This window comes from Cupriavidus sp. UME77 (assembly GCF_014170355.1).
In the GTDB taxonomy this organism is placed as follows: Bacteria; Pseudomonadota; Gammaproteobacteria; order Burkholderiales; family Burkholderiaceae; genus Cupriavidus; species Cupriavidus basilensis.
The window spans coordinates 29071-51815 of sequence record NZ_LZZU01000004.1 but is presented as its reverse complement, the minus strand read 5'-3'; the positions used below and the strand labels follow the sequence as shown (position 1 = coordinate 51815).

General features: G+C 59.8%; 25 protein-coding genes and 3 pseudogenes. 14 read left to right on the top strand and 14 right to left on the bottom strand.

What is annotated here, in order from left to right; all coding sequences use genetic code 11:
* Window positions 1-4: 4 nt before the first annotated feature.
* From A9975_RS01085 to A9975_RS01060, 6 genes are all read left to right on the top strand, one after another.
* Window positions 5-1141: a thiolase family protein gene (locus A9975_RS01085; RefSeq protein WP_183031006.1), complete on the top strand. Its 1137-nt coding sequence runs from the start codon at window positions 5-7 to the stop codon at window positions 1139-1141.
* Window positions 1142-1151: 10 nt separating this feature from the next.
* On the top strand, window positions 1152-1940 hold the full coding sequence (locus A9975_RS01080) for an SDR family NAD(P)-dependent oxidoreductase (RefSeq protein WP_183031005.1): 789 nt from the start codon (window positions 1152-1154) through the stop codon (window positions 1938-1940).
* Between the two features lie 47 nt (window positions 1941-1987).
* The gene (locus tag A9975_RS01075) at window positions 1988-3178 is read left to right on the top strand and encodes a CaiB/BaiF CoA-transferase family protein (RefSeq protein ID WP_183031004.1); all 1191 of its coding nucleotides are present in this window, start codon (window positions 1988-1990) and stop codon (window positions 3176-3178) included.
* A 9-nt stretch (window positions 3179-3187) separates the two neighbouring features.
* Complete coding sequence (locus tag A9975_RS01070) at window positions 3188-3964, top strand: enoyl-CoA hydratase/isomerase family protein (protein ID WP_183031003.1); 777 nt, start codon at window positions 3188-3190, stop codon at window positions 3962-3964.
* A 133-nt stretch (window positions 3965-4097) separates the two neighbouring features.
* Window positions 4098-5078 carry a tripartite tricarboxylate transporter substrate-binding protein gene (locus tag A9975_RS01065; protein ID WP_183031002.1) on the top strand — a complete coding sequence of 327 codons (981 nt, stop codon included), beginning with the start codon at window positions 4098-4100 and terminating at the stop codon, window positions 5076-5078.
* A gap of 37 nt (window positions 5079-5115) precedes the next feature.
* Entirely contained in the window at window positions 5116-6117 is a 1002-nt protein-coding gene (locus A9975_RS01060; protein WP_255502992.1) for a Bug family tripartite tricarboxylate transporter substrate binding protein, read from the top strand.
* A gap of 40 nt (window positions 6118-6157) precedes the next feature.
* On the opposite strand, the gene A9975_RS01055 is transcribed toward A9975_RS01060, so the two are convergent.
* The 3 genes from A9975_RS01055 to A9975_RS01045 all read right to left on the bottom strand — a co-directional run bounded on the left by A9975_RS01055 (window position 6158) and on the right by A9975_RS01045 (window position 7562).
* The gene (locus A9975_RS01055; protein WP_183031001.1) at window positions 6158-6340 is read right to left on the bottom strand and encodes a hypothetical protein; all 183 of its coding nucleotides are present in this window, start codon (window positions 6338-6340) and stop codon (window positions 6158-6160) included.
* A gap of 81 nt (window positions 6341-6421) precedes the next feature.
* The gene (locus A9975_RS01050) at window positions 6422-7294 is read right to left on the bottom strand and encodes a LysR substrate-binding domain-containing protein (RefSeq protein ID WP_183031000.1); all 873 of its coding nucleotides are present in this window, start codon (window positions 7292-7294) and stop codon (window positions 6422-6424) included.
* 73 nt (window positions 7295-7367) lie between these two features.
* Entirely contained in the window at window positions 7368-7562 is a 195-nt protein-coding gene (locus tag A9975_RS01045) for an FUSC family protein (protein ID WP_370563631.1), read from the bottom strand.
* Between the two features lie 129 nt (window positions 7563-7691).
* Here A9975_RS01045 and A9975_RS01040 point away from each other — a divergent pair, with 129 nt between their 5' ends.
* The 5 genes and pseudogenes from A9975_RS01040 to A9975_RS01020 all read left to right on the top strand — a co-directional run bounded on the left by A9975_RS01040 (window position 7692) and on the right by A9975_RS01020 (window position 9821).
* Complete coding sequence (locus A9975_RS01040) at window positions 7692-7988, top strand: H-NS family nucleoid-associated regulatory protein (protein ID WP_183030999.1); 297 nt, start codon at window positions 7692-7694, stop codon at window positions 7986-7988.
* Window positions 7989-8107: 119 nt separating this feature from the next.
* On the top strand, window positions 8108-8275 hold the full coding sequence (locus A9975_RS01035; RefSeq protein WP_183030998.1) for a YhfG family protein: 168 nt from the start codon (window positions 8108-8110) through the stop codon (window positions 8273-8275).
* 2 nt (window positions 8276-8277) lie between these two features.
* Window positions 8278-8874: a Fic family protein gene (locus A9975_RS01030; RefSeq protein WP_183030997.1), complete on the top strand. Its 597-nt coding sequence runs from the start codon at window positions 8278-8280 to the stop codon at window positions 8872-8874.
* Window positions 8875-9086: 212 nt separating this feature from the next.
* Window positions 9087-9245, top strand: a pseudogene (locus A9975_RS01025) (IS110 family transposase); the annotation flags it as partial.
* Between the two features lie 186 nt (window positions 9246-9431).
* The gene (locus tag A9975_RS01020; RefSeq protein WP_183030996.1) at window positions 9432-9821 is read left to right on the top strand and encodes a hypothetical protein; all 390 of its coding nucleotides are present in this window, start codon (window positions 9432-9434) and stop codon (window positions 9819-9821) included.
* Window positions 9822-10003: 182 nt separating this feature from the next.
* Here A9975_RS01020 and A9975_RS01015 read toward each other — a convergent pair whose 3' ends face one another.
* From A9975_RS01015 to A9975_RS00985, 7 genes and pseudogenes are all read right to left on the bottom strand, one after another.
* Window positions 10004-10795 (bottom strand): EAL domain-containing protein, encoded by a 792-nt coding sequence (locus A9975_RS01015; RefSeq protein WP_183031033.1) that lies wholly within the window; start codon window positions 10793-10795, stop codon window positions 10004-10006.
* Window positions 10796-10859: 64 nt separating this feature from the next.
* Complete coding sequence (locus A9975_RS01010) at window positions 10860-12209, bottom strand: sensor domain-containing diguanylate cyclase (RefSeq protein ID WP_183030995.1); 1350 nt, start codon at window positions 12207-12209, stop codon at window positions 10860-10862.
* Complete coding sequence (locus A9975_RS01005; RefSeq protein WP_220810583.1) at window positions 12206-12556, bottom strand: phosphonate transporter; 351 nt, start codon at window positions 12554-12556, stop codon at window positions 12206-12208. Before A9975_RS01005 ends, A9975_RS01010 begins: the two co-directional genes overlap by 4 nt.
* A 490-nt stretch (window positions 12557-13046) precedes the next feature.
* Entirely contained in the window at window positions 13047-14372 is a 1326-nt protein-coding gene (locus A9975_RS01000) for an IS4 family transposase (protein ID WP_183030993.1), read from the bottom strand.
* A 138-nt stretch (window positions 14373-14510) separates the two neighbouring features.
* The gene (ltrA, locus tag A9975_RS00995; protein WP_183030992.1) at window positions 14511-16148 is read right to left on the bottom strand and encodes a group II intron reverse transcriptase/maturase; all 1638 of its coding nucleotides are present in this window, start codon (window positions 16146-16148) and stop codon (window positions 14511-14513) included.
* A 757-nt stretch (window positions 16149-16905) separates the two neighbouring features.
* Window positions 16906-17325 carry a hypothetical protein gene (locus tag A9975_RS00990; RefSeq protein ID WP_220810582.1) on the bottom strand — a complete coding sequence of 140 codons (420 nt, stop codon included), beginning with the start codon at window positions 17323-17325 and terminating at the stop codon, window positions 16906-16908.
* Window positions 17326-17346: 21 nt separating this feature from the next.
* A pseudogene (locus tag A9975_RS00985) lies at window positions 17347-17526 on the bottom strand (IS4 family transposase); the annotation flags it as partial.
* Window positions 17527-17544: 18 nt separating this feature from the next.
* Here A9975_RS00985 and A9975_RS00980 point away from each other — a divergent pair.
* Window positions 17545-17792, top strand: a pseudogene (locus A9975_RS00980) (FAD-linked oxidase C-terminal domain-containing protein); the annotation flags it as partial.
* A gap of 21 nt (window positions 17793-17813) precedes the next feature.
* Here the strand turns inward: A9975_RS00980 and A9975_RS00975 are convergent.
* From A9975_RS00975 to A9975_RS00960, 4 genes are all read right to left on the bottom strand, one after another.
* Window positions 17814-18620 (bottom strand): DUF2145 domain-containing protein, encoded by an 807-nt coding sequence (locus tag A9975_RS00975; protein ID WP_220810581.1) that lies wholly within the window; start codon window positions 18618-18620, stop codon window positions 17814-17816.
* An 11-nt stretch (window positions 18621-18631) separates the two neighbouring features.
* Window positions 18632-19132, bottom strand: coding sequence for a hypothetical protein (locus tag A9975_RS00970; protein ID WP_183030991.1), 501 nt, complete (start codon window positions 19130-19132; stop codon window positions 18632-18634).
* A gap of 152 nt (window positions 19133-19284) precedes the next feature.
* Window positions 19285-19827, bottom strand: a complete 543-nt coding sequence (locus tag A9975_RS00965; RefSeq protein ID WP_183030990.1) for a gamma carbonic anhydrase family protein — start codon at window positions 19825-19827, stop codon at window positions 19285-19287.
* A 249-nt stretch (window positions 19828-20076) separates the two neighbouring features.
* Window positions 20077-20727: a DsbA family oxidoreductase gene (locus tag A9975_RS00960; RefSeq protein WP_183030989.1), complete on the bottom strand. Its 651-nt coding sequence runs from the start codon at window positions 20725-20727 to the stop codon at window positions 20077-20079.
* Window positions 20728-21007: 280 nt separating this feature from the next.
* Between A9975_RS00960 and A9975_RS00955 the strand changes: the two genes are divergently transcribed.
* Together A9975_RS00955 and A9975_RS00950 are read left to right on the top strand one after the other, a co-directional pair.
* The gene (locus A9975_RS00955) at window positions 21008-21496 is read left to right on the top strand and encodes a VOC family protein (protein ID WP_183030988.1); all 489 of its coding nucleotides are present in this window, start codon (window positions 21008-21010) and stop codon (window positions 21494-21496) included.
* Window positions 21497-21498: 2 nt separating this feature from the next.
* Complete coding sequence (locus tag A9975_RS00950) at window positions 21499-22722, top strand: FAD binding domain-containing protein (protein ID WP_183030987.1); 1224 nt, start codon at window positions 21499-21501, stop codon at window positions 22720-22722.
* Window positions 22723-22745: the final 23 nt, after the last annotated feature.

Below are 22745 nucleotides of genomic sequence, written 5' to 3'. Positions count from 1 at the left end.
AACCATGAATCAACCACTGATCACCGGCGTCGGCATCACCAATTTTGGTCGATTCCCGGAGTTGACCGAAGAAGCGCTGGCGCAATCCGCAATTCTTGACGCTCTGACCGATGCCGGCATAACCATTTCCGACGTCCAAGCATTCTACTGTGGCAACGCTCTTGGAGCATCCTTGCCGGGGCAGCGTACCCTGCGTGAGCTCCACACAGAGGGTGGGGCAGTCTACAACGTGGACAATGCTTGCTCGAGCGGCGCCACCGCATTGAACCTTGCGCTGCAGGCGCTTAAGGTAGGTCAATACGACACTGTGGTGGTGTTCGGCATGGATCAACTGAGTAGCCTCGGTGGCGGACCACTGCAGCTTAGCCAGCACGACTGGAATAACAAGCGCGGCATGATCATGCCCGCTCTTTATGCCATGCGGGCGAAGCGGTACCTGTACGAACACGGTTTGGAAACCGAGACACTCGCGGATATCTCCGTCAAGAACCGTAAGCATGGCGTTCTGAATCCGATTGCCAAGTTCGCGGAGCTTGCTACGCGCGAGGAAATCCTCGCATCTCGCGCGGTCGCTGAGCCGCTCACGCTGCTGCAATGCTGTCCCGCTGTAGTTGATGGGGCAGCCGCTGTTGTATTGACCACCAAGCCCTCTTGCGGTGTGGCGAAACCTGTCCGGGTCCTCGCGTCGGTCGTGCAGTCCGGCCTTTTCGAAACGGAGCCGGTCGACATGACGGAGGCAGAGATTACTGCTCGCGCCGCGAAGCTCGCCTATGAACAAGCTGGCATTGGGCCTGGTGACCTAAGTCTGCTGGAGGTTCACGACGCGTTCACCATTTCTGAATTACTGTACTACGAGGCGTTGGGTCTGTGCGACCGCGGCGGGGCGGCCAGCCTGTTGGCAAGTGGCGCTACAGCGTTGGGCGGACGGGTGCCCGTGAATCCGAGTGGTGGCCTTCTAGCGAAAGGGCATCCGCCCGGCGCAACCGGTGTTGCGCAAATCGTCGAGGTATGTGAGCAACTCCAGAACCGAGCAGGTGCACGCCAGGTGCGAGGTGCGCGGTTCGGCCTCACGCAAGTCACCGGGGGCGGAATCTGGGGCGTGGATCACGCAGCTTGCTCCATCCACATTCTCTCACTCTGACCACAAGCACATGAATCAGATCACCACTTCCGCTACAGGGGCGCCGGCCACACTGGACGGTCTTGTTGCTATTGTCACTGGCGGTGCAAAGGGCATTGGATTTGGCATTGCGCGCACGTTGGCTCAAGCTGGTTGCCGCATCGCGCTATGGGATCTTGACGAGGTGGCACTGCAGCAGGCCAAGCAGGCACTTGTTGGCGAAGGCGCAGAAGTTGACACGTTCTCGGTCGATGTGAGCTCCTTCGAGCAGGTGGAAGCCGCTGTCGCGCAGATTGCTGCAGCCCACGGACGCGTTGACATCCTTGTGAACAATGCCGGAATCGGCGGCGATAGGCTCGTGTCCAAAATGGATTTGGATTTTTGGAAGCGGGTTATCCAGGTGAACCTCGACTCACAGTTCATCTGCGCGAAGGCAGTCTTGGCGCACATGGCTGAGAACAAATTTGGTCGCATCATCAACATCAGCTCACGTGCATGGCTGGGCAACCGCGGGCAAGCCGCATATTCGGCTTCCAAGGGAGCCGTCGTCAGCCTGACGCGTTCTCTTGCGCTGGAGTATGCGCGCAAAGGCATTACCGTGAACGCGGTGGCGCCTGGCATCGTCGATACACCTTTGTTCGCATCATTAACAGAGGAAGTTAAGCAAAGCCTGCAAAAGTCGGTACCGATGGAGCGCATCGGCAGGCCGGCGGATATTGGCCAGGCCGTCCGATTCTTTGCGGAACCAGGCTCGAGCTACGTGACCGGCCAACTTTTGTACGTATGTGGCGGCCGAAGCCTCAGTAGCCCGTCCGTCTAGCGATCTGATGTAATTCCGAGAACTCCCAAACGCTACTTAAGCATCACATGCTCGCAAATACATTTAGCGGATTGAAAGTGGTCGACTTCACGCAAGTGATGGCGGGTCCTACCTGCACACTTTGCTTGGCGGATCTTGGGGCCGAGGTGGTGAAGGTCGAAACTCCTTCGGGAGACCTCGCTCGCGCACTCTCTCCGTGGGTCAACGGCGAAGGAGTTCCATTCCTGGCCCTGAATCGCAACAAGCGCAGCATTGTTCTCGATCTTAAGCAACCGGAACATCTGGAAGCAGCCCGGCAACTCGTCGCAGAGGCAGATGTGCTGGTGGAGAGCTTCCGTCCGGGTGTGATGGCGCGATTCGGGCTTGACTACGCCACGGTGGCAGAGAGGAATCCGAAACTGGTCTATTGCTCGGTGTCAGCCTATGGACAGCTTGGATCCACCCGGGATTTGCCTGGTGTGGACGGTGTGTTGCAGGCGGTGAGTGGGCTCATGAGCGTCACGGGATCGCAGGGCGGAGAGCCCTGCAAGGTCCAAGTGCCGGTTGTCGATCTCGTCACGGGGTATCTAGCCACTATCTCGGTCCTTGCTGCCCTTGCGGAGCGGCAGAAAAATGGACGGGGGCAGCATGTAGAAGCGAGCATGTTCGCGAGCGCCATCGCGTTGCAGCACACGACCTTTGCTACCTACTTCGCGGACGGCAAAGTGCCAGGCCCACAGGGAAATGCCGCACCATACTCCACGCCAAACGAAGCGTTGCGCTGTTCCGACGGATGGATCATGGTCGCGGCATACCACCCCGCGCGCTGGGAGGCTTTTTGTGGGGCGATCGGGGTCCCGGAGCTAGCCAATGATCCGCGATTCTGCGATAACAAGAGTCGCCTGCAGCATCGTGAGGCGCTGCTGGGTGCGCTGGAATCGCACATGCGTGCTCATCCTCGAGCATTCTGGCTCGAGCAGTTCGCCGCCGTGGACATCATCTGCGGACCAATCAATGATTACGCCGAAGTGGTCCAGTCGACAGCCTTCGTCGAAGGGGAGCTTGCTGAGTCCATGCAGCATCCCGTAGCAGGGGCGCTGACAATGCCGCGCAACATGATCGGCGCCGTCGGGGAGCGGCCCCATGCGCGTCGTCCTGCGCCAACCATCGGGCAGCACACGCGCGAAGTCCTTACCGAGATGGGCTTTCCCAGTGACAGCATCGAGGCTGTAGTCGCATCCATTCCCCAAAGAAACTAAATTGTATCCATGTCGATTACGTTGAGTATCCATGACGGCGTTGCGCTCGTCACTCTGAACCGGCCCGATGCGATGAACTCGATCGACCCCGAGTCGAACGAGAAATTGCTCGAGGCGTGGGATGAGGTCTCGCGGAACGAAGCTATCCGAGTCCTTGTCGTGACGGGCGCAGGAGATCGGTCGTTTTGCACCGGCGCTGACCTAAAGAAGACGATGCCCCCCGCGGAAAGTGCGGCGAGCCTGCTCTACGGGGGCGGCACAAGGGGCTTGAATTTCGGGTCACTCCAGACCCAGAAGCCAGTCATCGCAGCTGTCAATGGCTATGCACTGGGCGGCGGACTTGAGCTGGCCCTGGTGGCGGATATCCGAATCTGTTCGGACAATGCGCAGTTTGGCTTGCCGGAGGTACGGGTGGGGAGCATACCAGGCGCTGGCGGCACACAACGTCTAGTTCGCGCGGTTGGTCAGTCGGACGCGATGTGGATGCTTCTGACTGGCGAACGGATCGATGCCGCCGAGGCACTGAGGATCGGCCTGGTCAGCAAAGTTGTGCCTCTCGCTGCTTTGCGGGACACCGCCCTCGCACTTGCAGGAAACATGGCGGCGAATGCTCCGCTGGCAATGACGGCGGTCAAGGGATTGGCCATGAGCGGGCGGGAGCTTTCGCTAGCTGCTGGATTGGAGCTGGAGCGGCAGGCGTTTGGCTTGTTAAGGGATACAGAAGACCGATTGGAAGGCCGGCGCGCGTTTGCGGAGAAGCGCGCACCTGTTTTCCGTGGGCGCTGATAGGTGAGCTGAGGCACGAGCTTCGGCAGAAGATGAATCATGAAAGGCGGTGACAGACCGCCTACTTACTGCAGGTCCCCGGCAACGTCATCGCAACGTAGCCAGAACATAAAACGGAGACAATAGTAGAGCCATGAAACGAAGACAAGTCCTCACAACCCTTGGCATTGGGGCCATCAGCGGTAGCCGATTGGTCCGGGCCCAAGTTTTTGGATCTTCTGACCGCACCGTCCGGATCATTCTGGGATTTCCTGCAGGCGGCGCGACCGATGCTATTGCGAGAATCGTGGCCCCGCACCTGGAAAAGCCACTTAACGCAAAAGTGATTGTCGAGAACAAGCCAGGCGCCGGCGCACGTATCGCAAATACCTACGTGAAGGCGGCAAAGCCGGACGGCAATACGTTGCTTCTCACTTCGTCTTCGTTGATGGCAGTCTATCCGCACGCCTATATGAACCTGGGCTACGATCCGTTGCTAGATTTTGTGCCGGTGACGTCTGTCGTGAATATGGAGTTCGGCTACGTTGCAAGCACCGCCGCTGCCCCCAAGGTAACGACGCTGCGCGAGTATGTCCAATGGGTGAAAGCGAACCCACTAAACGGAAACTATGGGGCGGTAGGAACGGGTTCTATCCCGCATTTTCTCGGGTTTCTCCTTGCGCGAGCCGGTGGTATCCAACTGAATCACGTTCCGTTTAACGGAGGTGCGCCTCATCTGCAGGCGCTCAACGGCGGACAGATTCCTTTCGGTATTGACGTCCTTGCGGGGATTGTTCCCCATCTGTCGACAGGCAGACTTAGGCTTTTGGCAACGAGCGGCACTGAACGTAGTGTGCCAGGTGTTCCGACCGCGTCTGAGGCAGGATTCCCCGATTTGGCTACTGAGGATTACACAGGACTGTTCTATCCAGCGGCCACTCCGAACAAATTTGTACAACATGTGCAGGGCGCGGTGAAGAGCGCGCTGCAGCAGCCTAGTGTGCAGGAGAGCTTTCGACTGCTGACATTTAAGCCCAGTGGCGCAGACTCAGCCCAGTTTACGCAGCGGGTCAACTCTGACTTTTACAAGTGGCGGAAGGTCGTCGCGGACTCGGGCTTCAAACCGCTCGACTGAGTCCGTCTCTTCATACGAAGTCTTGTCAGTAGCCAACTTGGAGAAGAAGAGCTTGAGACAACCTTTTAGATCACGTTTCTTTCGCCTGGCGACATTCATCTCTATCACTTACTCCCTTGTGTCGCCGGCCCTCGCACAGCAGGGGCCTGCTGCTCCCGCAAGGATACTCGTGGGCTTTTCACCAGGTGGCACGCTGGACGTCGTTGCGCGAGCGCTGGCCGAATACCTGCACGAACCGCTTAACCGCACTGTCGTTGTAGAGAACAAACCTGGGGCAGGCGGGCGCATTGCGGTAGAAGCGTTGCGTGCAGCGCCGGCGGACGGAAGCGTGGCGATGTTATGTCCGGACTTCCTGACATCTATCTATCCGTCCGTGTTCAGGAAGCTAAATTACGTACCGGAGAAGGACATCCGCCCGGTGTCGACCGCTGCCGAGTTTCCAATGGCTCTGGCTGCGCCAGCTTCCTCGCCAGCTAAAACGTTCGCAGAATACGCTGCGTGGGTGCGTGCGCATCCGGAGAAGGCGAATTTCGGCCACGCCGCCCCCGGAGGCCCAACTCACTTCCTAGGCTTGCAAATTGGCAAGATCATTGGGACGCTTCTTGAAGACGTCCCATTTCAAGGTGCCGCACCGATGATTACCAACCTAATTGGTGGGAATGTCGCCGCGGGAAGTTCAACTGTGGGGGATTTCGCGCAGTATCACAATGCGGGGAAGCTGCGCGTCCTGGCTATCACATCTGCGCAACGCTCGTCGCTCCTACCTGACGTGCCAACATTTACCGAACTTGGCCTGAAGGATCTCGCCGCGGTGGGGACGCTGGCCATATGCCTGCCGCCTCAAACACCTGCAGTCACCGTGGCTCAGTGGAGCGCTGCGGTTCGAAAGGCAGTCGGTGACGAGAAGTTCGCGAGCAAAATCCGCACGCTTGGCTTCGTTGCCGTCGGCGGCTCCCCGACCGAAGCGCTTGCCAGGTTCAATGCTTTGCGCAGCTTCTGGGAACCTATCATTAGAGCCTCGGGATTCAAGGCTGACTAGGCTGCATAAAGGCGCGGCCGGCCCTCAGCTGCGAGCCAGCCTATGTACCATTGGCGATGGTCCGGGTCTCGATGTATTGATAGCGGGCGATCCGCCTGAGCGATGGCGATGGATTTGGCGTGACCCGAGACATCTTCTGACGGTTCAGGCGGATTTTCAGTACCTTGAGGGCGGCAATCGGCGCTATATGAAGGTTGACGTCAGGACAGATCTGCCAAGGCATCACGCGAGAATTTCCTTTGACCCTGGCTCGCCCGGCGACTTTTCGCTATGTACTTGTGCGGGCCTGCCCCTCGAGCAATCGCTAGCGTACCAAACGGATCCACTCGCGAAACAGCCGCACGGGAGCGGCGTCCGCCCTCAGCGGATCACAGACCAAGTAGTAGCCGCGCTCCGTTCGAGCGACGTGATCCACGGCGATGACTAGGCGTCCGATGCGGATATCGTCATCAATGTAGGCCCGCTGGGCGATCGCGACACCCAATCCGTCTGCGGCGGCCTGGTAGCAGAGCGCCGCATTGGCCAACGTCATTCCCCGGGAGCGAGGCAGGCCGCCCAGGTCGGCAGAGGCGAACCACAAATCCCAGGCCTCAGGTCGTAGCATTGAGTGCAGCAGCGTGGCCTGCAGCAGGTTTTGCGGCGTCTGCAACTGTGCGGCAAGGCTGGGCGCGCAAACTGGAACGAATTCATCGTCGAACAGATGATCCAGCTCGACATCTGTCCATTCGCCCACGCCATGCCGTATGACGCAGTCAGCGCCCTCGAGCCGGATGTCGTCGGCCCTGGCGATCGTCGCGATCTCGAGGTCCATGTCGGGATGCTGCGCGTGGAAGCCGCCTAACCGAGGCATCAGCCAGCGGATGGCAAGGGTGGGGGTCACCTTCAGCCGCAGACGCTTGTCGAGTCGACGATCGGCCGCATCATCGAGCGCATCGTTGAGTTTATCGAAGGCATCGGAGACGCGCCGGGCGAGTTGCACGCCTGCCGCGGTGAGCTCGATCTCGCGCCCGGATTTCTGAAACAGCTGCAACCCCAGCCCGCACTCCAACTGCTTGATCTGCTGGCTGACGGCTCCCGGCGTCACGTGCAGCGCCTCAGCGGCGCGCGAAACGCCCTTGGCGCGGCATACCGCATCGAATACCCGCAACGGGCCAAGGAGCGCACGGAGTTTCTGCATAAGGCTGGAGTATGCCGGGGTTGGTGCTGTAAGGCAACGATGTCAGCCCTGTACGCAGTTCGCGTAGCGCACGCTACGCGGCGATCTGGGCCTCCCTGCCGTCGCAGGGTGCGACTCGCGGCACCAACTGTGCGATACGGTCCAGCATCCGGCCAGCGTGGGCGTCATGGGCAGACGAATCCTGTGGATCGGCTGCCGGGTCGGCTAGGTCGCTCCAGCTCGCACGTCGTATCCGCTTCGCACTCCATTTACGCCCGACACCGCGCACGAGAGCGGTCGTGCGAGCTGCTGCCACGGCATCCAAAATCAGGGCGAAACTGAGGGATGGCCGGGATTCGAAAATATCTGAAGCTTAAGATATTCACGAATCCCGGCCGACCCTCTATTCACCTGCACCATGTCGATTGAAATCGAGCGCGCGCAAGCGATTACCTGGATCCGCATCCAGTTGGCCCAGCATGGGCTGAGCCTGGCTGACTTGCAGGCCGCCGGCTGCTTTGCCGAGCCGCCGCCGACCCCAACGCCTAGTGTGGTGCGCTACCGCAACGCGCACGGGCAGGGCTGGGACGGGCGCGGCGCCATGCCGGACTGGCTGCAGCGGGCGGTCAACGCTGGGCAGACCGTGGAACATTTCCGGGTACCCATCGCGGCAGTCACGGGGCGCGCCGGGAAGGGGATTTCCGATCTGAAATAGAACGGTTAGCGAGCAGTGCAGTATGCGCCACTGCCCAGTGGGTGAGGATTGGTACGCGTTCGTACGCGGTCCGCTATAATGGGAGCCGTCATCTTCAAACTGCAAACGAGCTGTTTCCCGTGAAGAAACCCGACCTGCAAGCCAAGCTAGCCTACTGCGCCAAGACGCGCCGTTCCAACTATGCTGCAAGCCTGCGTCTTGAGGGCTACGACGTCACGCCAGCTGAGTCAAAGCGCAAGCTGCCTTCGCGTGAAGCTGTGCTGCAGACCTATCGCAAACCAGCCTGAGCTTGGACAAGTACGGCACCGGCCAGGATCCGTACTGCTACCCGGAGACGCACATACTGCGTAACCGGCTGGGCATCCAGGACGATGCGCTGCTTGCGCAAGCCGAGCGTGATCTCTCCGAGATCGCCGCCAGCCAGATCGATTTTTCGCTTCCCCCCTACGATCTGGCCTACCTGAAGCATATCCACCACACGCTGTTTCTCGATGTCTACGACTGGGCGGGCGATCTTCGCACCATAGACATCTCGAAGGGAAGCACACGTTTTTGCAACGTCAGCCGCATCGAGCCGGAGGCCGACAAGATCTTCCGCGCCATGGCGCAGCAAGCATGGTTCGAGGATTGGGAACGCCCTCAACTGGTCTGCGCTATGGCTGAGCATTTCGGTGACCTCAACATGATCCACCCCTTCAGGGAAGGGAACGGGCGCGCCCAGCGCATCCTGTTCGAGCACATCATCGTCAATGTCGGCTTCGAAATCAGTTGGTGGGCCGTCGAAGCGTCCGAGTGGATCGACGCTAATGTTGCGGCGGTCGTGTGCGACTATCGCCCGCTGGAAGCGGTGTTCGAACGGTGCATCGGACAGCGGATTGGCGATTGATTGGGGCTTGCCGCTCCCTCGCTGAAGGCGAAGACGGGTAAGACCGGCGCGAGCCATAGGGCGAAGGGGGCACTGCACGGATACCGCGCCAAATCGGGATAATCGAATGGAAGGGACTTCCCCGTCCCGAGGCTGCGGCGGAAGCCGCAAGTCGGCATCGAGGTGCGTGATGGCGTGTCGAAACGCCATCAAGACCACAGGAGGGGAAGTCCATGTCCATGGTTACCGCGGGGATCAATCTGGCCAATACCGTGTTTGCCGTTCATGGGGTCGATGCGGCAGGCAAACCACTTCTCGTCAAGTCGAGGGTTGCCCGTGATCAGTTGGCCGTACTCATTGCCGAGTTACCACCATGCCTGATTGGCATGGAGGGCCGTCCAGATTGGCCAGCAGGGGCGTTTCCCTCTTTGACCTTGGCCCCTTCAGCATCGAACAGCTTCGCTGTGGCGTGGCAAATGCCGGGACTGGCGCCGGCCAAGAGAGCGTGAAAAGTTGGTAAGCTTCGTTAAGGTTGGTGGCGCCGCTCAGGTCAGTCGGAGGGCATGCGAGGAGAGGTCATGACATTCAAGGCTCAGTGGTACCGAGACAAGTTCGCGAAAAAGCGCGACAAGGGCTTCTGCGGCTACCCGGTGGCAACGGTTGCCTTCTACGGGCCCGACGACACGAGTGCGACGAAGGTCTCTGTTGGTATCGTCGCACACGAAGGTGCTGACGCCGACCCGCTTGAGCGGTGGTTTTGCAAAACAACAGATGCGAGAACCGATCCAGAAGTTACCGAAGCAATCGTTCGATTCATCGACCAGCATGGTGCCAAATCGGTGGTGGCCTTCGATCGCATCATCGGGTGTCCGCATGAGGAAGGCATTGACTACCCGGAACGCGAGAAATGTCCGCAGTGTTCGTTCTGGGCCAACCGTGATCGATGGAGCGGCGAGATCATCAAGTAGACGTCAAGGCCAGCCCTTCTGTCGCGCCGAATGCAGGACATCTTCTGGACGAGAAGGGTGCCTTGGCGGGCACCTTCGAGGTTTTACTCGGAGGCGTCTCCGAAGACCCACTTCTCAAGCCTTCGGTCAGCATAGCCAATGCGAAGGGTTTTTCATTCGTACTACGTAGGCGTGCTGGCCTACTATGCGGCGAAGACGTCCGGGTCGAGTTTGGGAATAGCCGCGAAAGCTGGCTTCGCAAAGAAATAGCCTTGCATCAAGCTGACGCCGTACGCGATGAAGAAGTCACGTTCCCCTTTGGTTTCGATACCTTCAGCCACCACCCGAATACCGAGGTCATCACATATCGATAGAACGCCTCGCACGATGCGCTGGCGCACCGTATCGGTATCGATGCCACGCAGCAGAGCCATATCGAGCTTGACGATATCAGGCTGAAAATCTACAAGCAGGGCGAGCCCGGAGTATCCAGCGCCGAAATCATCAATTGCAGTCAGGAAACCAAACTCCTTGTACGCCTTGAAAATCTCGACGAGATGCATACGGTCACTGACATGCTCACCCTCGACCGTCTCGAATATGATTCGCTCAAGAGGAAACCCATTCTTCTGTGCGGCCTCCAGTGTGGTCCGTATGCAGACCTCCGGACGGTAGACGGCGTTCGGCAGGAAATTGATGGACAGAAATGCATCCAGACCGAGTGCGGCCGCGTTGGCGATAGCAACCTGACGGCAATGCTGGTCAAATCGATATCTGTTTCCGTCATCGATTTGCGACAGGACGGAATAGGCGGATTCACCCTTTGCACCGCGCACGAGCGCTTCGCATGCAAATACCGACTCGGTGCTAATGTCGACGATTGGCTGGAAAGCAAAGCCAATTTCGAGAGGCAACGGCGTGTCATTGCCGCATCCTGCGCATTGCTGCGCCTGTCCAGCCAGTTTTTCTTGGCTATGAATCCTAAAAGAGCCCATCTTTCCGGCGTTCCAATGTTGTAGTTGTTCGGGGCGATTGTTCTGCTTTCTGGCCGCCACCAGGCTATAAGTCTGCCTGCGCTCTACTGTCTTCGCAGACCTCACAATCGACAACCACGCCAGCATCGTCGATGTGGCCGATACGCACGCAGTTTCGCCCAGCGCCCTTCGCTTCATAGAGGGCGCGGTCGGCGACAGCCAATAGGGACTCGAGTGTCGTGATCGCATGACCGAGAGACGCCACGCCAAGACTGACCGTAGCCTGCAACGGGCCGGCTCGCGTGTCGATGGACGCGCTCTCGACGGCAACCCGTACGCGCTCGGCCACTGCAGCCGCTTCGTTGGACGTCGTGGATGGCAGTAGCAGAATAAATTCTTCCCCGCCAAGCCTCGCGACGATATCAGATGAACGCAGAATCCCCTTCGCTTCCGCGGCAATCCGTTTCAAGACCTCGTCACCGGCCTGGTGCCCTGCCGTGTCGTTGATACCTTTGAACTGGTCGGCGTCCAGCATGACGACTGAAAGCGAGCGGCTATGCCGTCTGGCACGTGCGATTTCGACTTCGGCAGCCTCGAAAAAATGGGCTCGGTTAGATGCCCCAGTCAAATGGTCGGTGGTAAGCAAACGCGTGAGGTTGTCGCTAGTCACTTTGCGTTCCGTGACGTCCCGAAACACAACCGAATAGCCAGAAAAATCACCCTCATCCTCGCGGAGTACAGAAACAAGAATTTGCCCCCAGTACCGCCGGCCGCCCTTCGTCTCGCACCAGCACTCCTCAATGTGCCAGCCTTCATCACGGGTCAGGGCGATGTGTTCTGGCGAGCGATGTGCATCAACCTCGTCGCGCGCGTAGAAATACTCGAGCGTGCGGCCGAGGATATCCGTCTCGGTAAAACCTGTCAGTTGCTCGACCGACGGGTTCCAGCTTTCGATACGGCCATTAGCGTCCAGTGTGAAGAATGCGAAATCATTGACATTTGTGTAGATTCCAGCGAGCCACGACTCAGTTTGCTTTGCCTGCCGCTCGGCAGCGACCTGCCGGGAGATGTCCGTTAGAACCGTCATCAACTGGTTTGCGTTCACCTTGATGATGGAACAGGCCAGAACAACCGCTCCGTCCTTGGTTGGCGTGACAAAGACACGGTGGTTCTCGCATACCGGGCCGCGCTCCGCCTCGAAGCTGGACACGAGATTCCGGAGTTCGGGGGCTACGGACGCCAGGCTGTCGAAAATATTCTCGATTCCGCCATTCCTGACCAGCGGCATCAGAAGCTGAGCTGCAAGTGGGTTCATCATGTCTACGAGCCCGGATTTGTCGCTGCGAACAATACCGACCGGCGAAAGATACATGAATGACAGCAGGGCTTCGTACTCGGTCTCTAGCGCGTCTTCAGCGATGCCAAGTGTGGTCACGTTGACACCTTTCGGTCGACGAGAATAAAGCGACTTCCGTTGTCCGGTGCTTTAAGCAATCGAAGCCGGACGGGCGTCGGGCGCATCCGCAACGTGAGTACGTAAGGAATTATTACATCGAGTTGCGGCTCATCCTCGAATCGCTGCGCCACCATGAAATTATTCATGCAAGGGGCGACTTCCGCGAAAAAGTGCCGCTCCAACACGCTCTTCGGCTTCAATCCCGCGCTCGTCGATTCGACGTCGTTGTAAACGGTGACGATGGCATCTGGTCCGAAGCCAATGATGCCGAAAGGAAAGGCGTTTAGGGTATCCGCGTCAACGGCGCTAAGTGTCTCAAGTGACACATTTTCGAAATTCTGACACACGACTAGTCCCTCAAGGTATTTGCGATGCGGGGGGCAACCTTCGGAGGCAGACTAAACCCCCCGAGGTGACAGACACACAGACAGGGGCCTCGGAAATTCTACCCTCGCCGCGTCAACGACGTAGATGATACAGCGGACTCTAGCGAGTCCGCTTGCTGGGCGAAATCCAGAAGGTAGTGATGCGAAGATACAGATTGTGGAACTGCAGCGGCCCTCGTCCAGAGATCGATATCCCGTGCCCAGTTTGGGTTTCACTGCAGTCAGATACACGAACCCTTCTAGAGCGGCGTTGGCGAGATCGCCGCAATTTCAGATTGAGTCGTTCCTAAGCTTGTTGTCGCAGGAGCGCCCAGATTCTTGGTGACAGTTTTTTGAAATGGCACGTAGAGGCTTACCCCACCGAGCCGCATAGCCCGACGGAGGGAAGCGGTATCCACTGGCGAGTTAGACGCATCTCGTTATACAGAAGTCATGAGTCCTCCCGCAGCGCCTGAATCATGAACGCGGCATCCATTGTTCGCTGGAGGCCGATCCAGATCGTTTTGGCGCCGGGCTCGCCATCACTCTTGCGCCCAAGGAATCCGCCCAGAGAAGCCACCAAGCGGATCATCTGATTGAGCGTAACCGGAGTCTTTGGACGGGCCTTTTTCGCGAGCACATATGTCCCTCGTATCTCGTCAGCGTCGAAGAACAGCGATGCGTCCAACTCAGGGCAGGTTCTGCCCAACCGCATCAGCCTGGCAATGCGCCATGCCACAACCATGTACAGCACCAAGGCCCGCTCCACACGCTCCATTTGCGATAGCTGCAGCGCCTCGACCTTGCATCCGGTCTTCAGGACGTGGAAGAACATCTCGATCTCCCATCGGGCTCGATACCAATCAATTAATTCGACAATGGCGTCCGTGTTCTGCGCCTCGCGATTGGTCAGGAGTCGCCACACCACAGGTGTGACGCCCGCCGGCGCACCGGTCTCGTGGGCCACCACACAAGTAACCGAGCCTGCCTGACCCGGCAGCTTCACACGTTGTGCGCGTAGTTCCTGCTTAACCTCGCGCGCCTTCTGGCCTGCGCGCCCCGGCAGGATGAAGGTGATTTCCCCAAGCGCCTGGCTGGCGTCGACGTTGTCCCACAGCTTCCCTGCCTCGGCAAGGTTGCGGTTGTATTGGGAACGGATCAGCCAGTCAGCGGGCTGACCGAGTTCACATGCGCGGGCCATCAGCGCCGCGATGTCGCCTTCCCGATCCGTCACATAGACCAGGCGTGTCTGAGGTAGCAGCGCCGCTTGCTCCGCAACCCGTTCGTACCCTTCGATCCACCGTATGCTTTCCTTGATGCCGCCACGCTGTCCGTTAGCGTCCCGAGGCTCCCGAGCCCACATCCATGCATCGATCACGCCCAGCGGCTCCCGATCCGGCGTGACGGCGTACGTCGGATGCAGATACATTCCCCTCTGCGCTTCGAAGCTCAGCGGCCCTAGTCCCTCCACCTCCTGGCCGTTGAAGTTCAATTCGGTTGTGTCAGCGATGCACAACACCACCGGGAATTGGCCAGCCCTGGCAGCGGTGCGCTCCCAATGTGGCTGCATCACATCCGTCCATTCGATCTCCTCGTTACCGAGGAATCGATACGCCGCCATGGTCTCCGACCATCCATCGCAAGCGCCCGGAATGCTAGCCGTCGGGTTGGCTGCAAACCGCTTGAGCAGTTCCTTCGCCCGCCGGTCCCGCCTGGGATCGCCTAGATTCAGCCCTTCAAATTCTTCGTCCACCCACGCCCCCGACTCGTTGTCCATTCGCACTGCCGGGTAGCCAGACGCGGTTACCCGCGCCCGGCCCCCTAAGAACCGTGCATGCTTCTTTCGACGCACACGGCTCAAGCCTCTACGAAGGCACCTTTCGGTACCCGGTCTCACAACTGTAGTTCTGGCGTACTACCGAGTTCTACGGCAATCGAGATGGTGCAGTTCGAGATTGCTCGCTGAGTCCGATCCGCCTTCGGTTCTTTTCACAATGTGGCGGACATCCCAAGGAGTGCCCTTTGTGATAGGTTCCTGACAGGTAGGACACAGGCGATCTTGCCTGAGCCAGACGCGGTAGAGCTTCGCACGGCCTCTTGACGAGTTCAGCGTTTTCTTGCCCCACCGGGACTCGAAGTACTGTTCCCATTTGGGGTCGTGCGGATTCGCGTTGGCTTTGATCTTGACATGCCGCTGTATTGGCGTGTCCGACTCTTGCAGCAGGGTAAGCTCCCGTTCCGTTCCATCCTCTTGTTTTTCTGTGGCGGTAAATGCCCAGTTCCGGGTGCCTCGGGTCTTGAAGTATTTCTCTTTGACCCATCTGGCTCCTTTATTGGGGTGTCTTCTCACCGCCCATCGCCATAGCATTGACCAGACATTGGCATCAACCCGAGCGAAGGTTTCCTTGGCGACTACATGGCTGTGGTAATTCGCCCATCCACGCAATACCGGATTGAGCAGCCTTATCAGGTTTGCCTGTTTAGCCGTCTTGTTGGCCCTGATGACTTCACGGATTTTGTCAAGATGAGCCTTGACGTTCGCTTTCGACGGCTTGACCAACAGCTTGCCGTTGTACTTGCGAAGGTTCCATCCGAGGAAGTCGAACCCATCCGTGATATGCGTTATTTTGGTTTTTTCCGGCGATAGGACAAGCCCACGCTCCGCCAGGAATTCGACCACGGCAGGCATGACTTCGCTCTCCAGCCATTCTTTCGAGAAGCCAGTGATGATGAAGTCGTCCGCGTAACGCACCATGTTCATTTTTAAGCCTGCCCGCCTTGCCTGCGGAAACTTCTCCGCTAGCCTTGCTTCGAGACCGTCCAACGTCATGTTGGCTAAGACAGGGCTGATAATTCCCCCTTGCGGGGCACCTGCCTCAGTTGGGAAGAGTTCGTTTTGATACACGAATCCCGCCTTGAGCCACTTCTTTAGGACCGCCTTATCCGTAGGGACATGGGCGAGCATCCAGTCGTGACTGATTTTGTCGAAACAGCCTTGAATGTCGGCCTCTAGCACCCATTGTGCATTTGCCTTTTTCGCGAGCGAGACGAAACACTGTCCCCCGGCATCCGCGGTTGAGCGCTCCGGCCTGAACCCATAGGAGTTCAGATCGGCGGTGGTTTCCGCGATCGGTTCCAATGCCAGCAAATGTAGCGCTTGCATGGCGCGGCACTTCATCACGGGTATGCCCAGCGGCCTCGTCTTGCCGTTTTTCTTCGGAATTAACACCCTCCGAAGCGGAAGGGGCGAGTAGCCCCGCCTCTTCAACGACGCCATCGCGTTGGTCTTTGCCTCCGGTGTTTTCCACGTTACCTTGTCCACACCGGGGGTATTCCTGCCTTGATTTTCAGTCACCCGCTTGACGGCTAATGCCTTGCCGCTGAACGAGTGGGTCAGTAGCCATTGCAAGGCTTTCGCCTTGTTATGGCGACCTTCCTGTGTCGCCTTCACTATACGCGTTTGCAGCCCTCTTACATGCCGTTGGACCTCGGCCCAATTGATGCCGTCCCACGTCATGCCAGAAGGCGCACGCGCCTGTGTTGCAGCACTCATTTGCTTTCCTCCCGTTAAGATGGTTCTGGAAACTCTCTGGTGAGGAGAGACCATGAGGAAGTCTGCCCGCTTTCGCGTGAGGTGATGTTGCAACCTCTATCCGTCCCATTACAGGTCGGCGTTCGCTTTTTCCTCGTTCCTGTGCCCGCACCGCCATGGGCAGACTTTGCAGCCTGCTGTCCCCGAAGGGAGCGATACGGGGTTTCCACGTTCCGCTTGCAAAAGTACGTCGGGTTAGGTGCCTGCTATTGACCGGGAGGCATATGGGTCACGAGAGCGCATTTTCGAAACCCTGTTCCCACCTCCATTACCGTTTTGGTTCAAGCGTAGAAGCCACTTCCGCTTGTTTCTCGTCACGATCTTTATCGCAGATTCAAATGTTTTCACCCTACCGACTATCTGGCACTTCACCGGCGCGTGGCTGCCAGAAGGGTATGCCTCTCGCGATTGATACCCCGCACCTTACGATGCTTCGTTACGTTGTCAGAGCCGCTCTTTATTCAGGCTCCTAGATTCAACCGGTGACACGGTTGGTTCCCTCCGTTGCCGCGGGAACAACTTCTGCAAGCGACCTCGTGTCGCAACGAAAAGTCGAGAGTAAACGCGAGTCCGCGCATGTTTACAACCCCCTGCGTCTGAATTCCGTCAGTTCTCGACTGCATGTAGTCGAGGGGGGCATCACTTCCGCATAGCGAGATGGGTTTAACTCTCGGCGTTCGTAAATCACACTCACACGGTTTAATCGGTGCTTGCAATACTACTTTGACAAGTACTGATCCTGGGATTTGATGAATTTATCAAATTCGTCTGAGTTATATATTTCGAGGCAGCCATAGAAAGCCATTTTTTTATCAGTGTATTTGCTGATCGCGGGCGTATTTTGATACGCATCAAGCATATATTTTTTGGTTGCCGCGTAGGGGTCATCTATAACTGCGAGATTGTCCTCGTTTTGCATGATCAAATGTTGACCATTGCCCATCGTCGAGTAGGCGGCTATAGCAATGTCTATATCAGACTTGATTTCGGAATCTTCTTTGAACTGACCGGATATGCAACTGGCTAATCCATAGTCTTTGAGTATTATTCTTGCAGTGCTGGTGTCAAATTGCGCCGATAAGGCGCTTCCTGAAATTAGTAGTGCAGATAATATAATCAGTCGTGAGTGAATTATCATTCATGAGTCCTTCCGCAGCGCCTAAATCAGGAAGGCAAAATATGTTGTTCGCTGCATGCCGATCCAGATCGTTTTGGCGCAGGGTTCGCCATCACTCTTGCGCCCAATGAATCCGCCCGGAGAGGCCACCAGGCGAATCCTCTGATTGAGCGTAACTGGTGTCTTTGGACGAGCTTTTTTCGCGAGCACGTATGCACCTCGTCCTAGACGTCGTCCTACTTGTCGCCGCCCGTGGGCGAAAGTCACGATGCCTTCCTCGGCAACTCGACAACTCGGCAGCCATCAACCTGATCGTGCATGACAGCGTGCACGCCCACCGCGGCTCGATTTCCGCCGAGCATGGGCTGGGCCAACTCAAGCGCGAGGAAAACCGCCGCTACAAGAGCGGCGTGGAGCTGGCGATGATGCGGGCGATCAAGCAGGCGCTGGATCCGCAGGGCTTGATGAATCCGGGCAAGGTGATCTGACAGGAAACGCCCGCCGGTGGCTTAGCGCGCCGCCGGAATTTCCACGACCTGCCAGCCCTCGTTGCGGTCCGCCAGGAATCGCATCACGGAATCGACGGTAACGGTCCTGATGCGGTCGGAGAAGCGCAGTTCAGTGGGATGATCGTCAAAGGCCACGTTGGCCTTGAACACGCGGCCACCCAGGCGCTTGAAGGTACCGATCTTCATCTCGGACGGCTGGTAGCCGGCCAGCTTGAGCCAGGCCTGCGCCTGCTCGCGGTTGACGATCTTGGCGTCCCTGGCTTCCACGGCTGCCAGCGTTTCCAGCACCCAGGTGTTGGAGTTCTGGTACTGCGTGGAGAATGGGTACGATACCAGGCTGTAGTTGACGTCGTGAACCGAGCGCAGGGCTGCGCCATCCTGCAGGCGCGGCAGCAGGCGATCGGCGATCTGCCTGGGAGGGACGATCAGGACGGCATCGTACGAGAACATGTCGTCCAGGAAGAAATTGCCGACGCCCTCGTACCACAGATCCGACTGCGCGGTGCCACAGCTATTGAGCAAATGGGCAATGCGCCAGCGCGCGTCCGCCGGGTTGCGGTAGATGATGCCGACGTGGCTGTATTTCAGCCCATAGCTGGACAGGTCCTGCCCCACCCGTCCCACCAGCGCCACGTTGTCCTGGCGCCGTTCCATCTCCGCCGTCACCTTTTGCGCCGTGGCCATGGCCTGGCGCAGCGTCTGCGTGCTGAGCGGCGTGTCTTCACAGCTCTGCCCCGCCGACGCGAGCAGCGGAACCAGCAGCAAGGCGAGCAAGGCGCCGGTGCGGCCCATCCGGTTCAAGATCATGGCGCGCCCCTTCACGGTTTCGCGGCCGTGGGAACCCGCTCGCGATAAAGCAACGCCTCACCGATCGTATTGGGAATAAAGGCGAGCACCTTGCCTGACACCACCAGCACGGTGCCGGTCGAATCGGCCACGGCGTTCACGGTGGCGCCGACCGAGACGCCCAGCTTCTCGAACGCGCTCTTGGCGACCTTGACCGAGGCCTTGCCCGCGGTGCTGACCGAGTCGAGGATCACCTCGACGGTATCCTTCCCGCCCTGCGCAATGCCGGACACGACAAAGGCGCTGCCCATGCCCGCCAGCAAGGAACCCTCCACCGGGCCCGCGCCACCGGTGCTGCCGGCCACACTGACGACAGGCGCGGCCAGGATCGACACCGTGCCAACGGAGACCTGCTCCGACCCGCCCATATTCCTGGACTGCGCACTGGCCGGCGCTACACAGAGCGACGCGCCAACGATAACCAGCAATGCAGAGATCGTTCGCACCGAAACCTTGCCTTCATAGAAGCTCATTGTTCTTTTTTCTCGAAAATGTGATCTTCTATTGTAAAGGCAAAGCCTTCGCGGGCAGTGGTGCCTGCCTGGCGCCGGACGAGCGCCCTGGAGTTCGCGGCGGTCCTGGGCGATCGCGCCCGCGATATTCCCCGAAACAGGCGGGCAGCCTGTCAACCGCCCTTCAACTCCGCCACGTGCTGGTCCTTCAGCTTGACGTAATTGGCCGCCGTATAACGGAAGAAGCCAAGCTCCTTCTCCGTCAGCGCCCTCGCCTCTTTCGCCGGGCTGCCGACATAGAGATGCCCGCTCTTGAGCACCTTGCCAGGAGGCACCAGGCTGCCGGCGCCGAGGATCACTTCATCCTCGATCACCGCGCCGTCCATCACGATGGTGCCCATGCCGATCAGGATGCGGCTGCCTACCGTGCAGCCATGCAGCAGCGCCTTGTGGCCGATCGTCACGTCGTCGCCGATGGTGAGCGCAAAGCCATCGGGATTGAACGGCCCGGCATGCGTGATGTGCAGCACGCTGCCGTCCTGCACGCTGGTGCGCGCGCCGATGCGAATGCGGTGCATGTCGCCACGAATGGTCACCAGCGGCCAGACTGAGCTGTCCGCGCCGATCTCTACGTCGCCGATCACGACGGCACTGGGGTCGACGAACGCGCGGTCGCCGAGTTGGGGGGCCTTGCCCTGGAAGCTGCGAATGGTCACGATGAAAGCCTGGATACGGAAAGTCGCCAATCAAGCGCGCGCTGCGGCGCCCGGTTGGCGCCGGGTCAGCGTGGAGCGCGCCGGTGCGAGCATTCTAATCCGCTGGCTGGCTGCCATGCAGCGCAGCGCCGCGTGATTCGCGTGGGCAAGGTGTCAATCAAGCAGCCTGAAGAGTCGCTTGCTTGTTCATGTCTGTGTTCTCCAGATTCGCTGCGGCAGCCGCCCGGTGCACGTGCGGCGCGCTCACTCTCAAATGGCCTCGGCCACTCCCGCCTGCAACGCCTTCTCCATGATCGAAGGCGGCTGCGCCCCAGCGATGACGGCATTGCCGATCCGGATCGTGGGCACGGAGCGGACCCCCTCGCGCTGCGCCTTCGCCTGCGCCGCCACGATCTGCGCTTCGCCGTCGGTGCCAGACAGGTGATTGCGCACGGCTTGCGCATCGAAGCCGGCGGATACAGCCAGCGGCACGAGTACATCGATCAGGCCGATGTGCTCGCCGCGGGAGAAGTACGCAGCAAAGATCGCATCGAACAACGCCTCCGCCATGGCTGCGTCGCCGGTCTGTTGGGCGAATGCCATCAGCCGGTGCGCAAGCCGGGTATTGGGCGTGACCGTGATCAGGTCATAGTTGAAATCCAGCCCGGCGCGCCGGCCCATCATCGCCACCTCTGCGTCCATGGCCTGCGAACGGGCCCAGTTGCCGAACTTCGCCGTGCGGTAGGCCTTGCGGTCGGCGCCTTCCACCGGCATGTCCGGGTTGAGTTCGTAGGGCACATAGGAAATCGCGGGGGCGACCTCGGTCGACATGCGCCCGATGGCGGCCTTCAGGTTGCGATGGCCAATCCAGCACCACGGGCAAATGAAGTCATAGGTGATCTGGGTGTCGACGGGTTTCATGACGGCTCCTTGCGTGAGTGATGCAGCCAGCGTAGACGGCGGCCCGCATCAGCGGAATGGCATGCCAGCGCAAACCTGCGTTGCCGGCGGCGCAACGCCAGGTTCGCGTGGGCGACGGCGCCACTAGGGCACAGGGCTGCGCCGCGAAGAAGTGGCGCAGCCGGCATGCGCGCCGCCGATCAGGGTAAGTACTCCCCTTTTCCGCTCTTGGCCGTTCCACGCAGCTGACCTACAATTTATCACACGATCACTAATCGATCGATCAATAGCAGAGGCAACCATGACCATCCGCAAGCTCGCGCACTTCTCGATCCGCACCACGGACCTCGAGCAATCCTGCGCCTTCTACGAACGCATTCTCGGCTTCAGGCAAGGCTATCGCCCCCCTTTCGATTTCCCCGGCGCCTGGCTGTACATGGGCGGGGACGAAAGTGAATTCGGCACGGTCCACATCATCGGCGCCGACCCCGGCAACCCCGGCGGGCTGTCCGCCTACCTCGGCGAGCGCGCCCCCTCGGCGGCGGGCACCGGCACCCTCGACCACATTGCGTTCCTGGCCACCGGCGTGGCGCAGATGTGGGCGAAGCTGGAAGCCGAGGGCATTCCGTGGCGCGACCGCACCGTCCCCAGCCTGGGCCTGCACCAGGTGTTCATCGAGGACCCTTCCGGCGTCACCATCGAGCTGAACTACCCCGCCGCCGAGGTGGCGGGCCTTGAAATCCCGGGCAACGGCGCGCGCGCGATCCACCCCGAAGTGGCAGGAGACTGACTATGACAACCCTATCGACACGGCCGAAGGCCATCATCGTGGGCGGCTCGCTGGGCGGGCTGTTCGCGGCCAACCTGCTCGCCCGCGCCGGGTGGGAAGTGGAGGTATGCGAGCGCGTTCCCGAAGCCCTTGCCGGGCGCGGCGCGGGCATCGTCACGCATCCGGAATTGTTCGAGGCCCTGGCCGCCGCCGGGGTCGATGTGGACGACTCCATCGGCGTGCAGGTGAAGTCCCGGCTGACGCTGGGCCAGGACGGCAGCGTGCTGTCGCAGCGTGAGCTGCCGCAAACGCTGACGGCATGGGGCAAGATGTACCACGTGCTGCGCTCCGCCTTCACCGGGGGCACCTACCGCACGGGCGCCAATGTGGTGTCGGTGCGCAGCGAGCCCGGCCGCGCCGTGGTAATGCTGGACGACGGCTCGATCCATCACGCGGATCTTGTCATCGCCGCGGACGGCTTGCGCTCCGCGCTGCGCGAGGACCTGTTGCCCGAGGCCAGACTCCAGTACGCAGGGTACATCGCCTGGCGCGGCCTGGTAGACGAAACGAGCCTGAGCGAAGCCACGCGCGACATGCTGTTCGAGAAGTTCGCCTTCTGCCTGCCCCCGCGCGAGCAGATCCTCGGCTACCCGGTGGCGGGCCAGGGCAACAGCACCCGGGTTGGGGAGCGCCGCTACAACTTCGTGTGGTACCGCGCCACCAGCGAAGACGTGGACCTGCCCGACCTGCTGACCGACGTCAGCGGCAAGCGCTGGTCCGGCGGCATCCCGCCGGGGCTGATCCGCCCTGACGTGCTTGCCGGCATGGAGGAAGCCGCGCTGGCCAACCTGGCGCCCCAGTTCGGCGAGGTCGTGACCAAGGCCGCGCAGCCACTGTTCCAGCCCATCTTCGACCTCGAGGTGCCGCGCATGGCCTTCGGCCGCGTGGCGCTGCTCGGCGACGCCGCCTTCGTGGCGCGCCCGCACTGCGGCATGGGTGTGACCAAGGCCGCGGGCGACGCCATCTCGCTGGTCAAGGCCCTGAAAGCGCATGACAGCGTCAGTGCCGCACTGGAAGGCTACAGCGCCGAGCGCGTGCAGGTGGGCGCGGCCATCGTCCAGCATGCGCGCCACCTCGGCGCCTATATGCAGGCGCAGCTCAAGAACGAGACCGACCGCAAGATGGCCGAGCGCTATCGCACGCCGGAAGCCGTGATGCGCGAGACGGCGGTATCGACGCGCTTCTGAGCGCGCCGCCGCCCTCCCGCCAG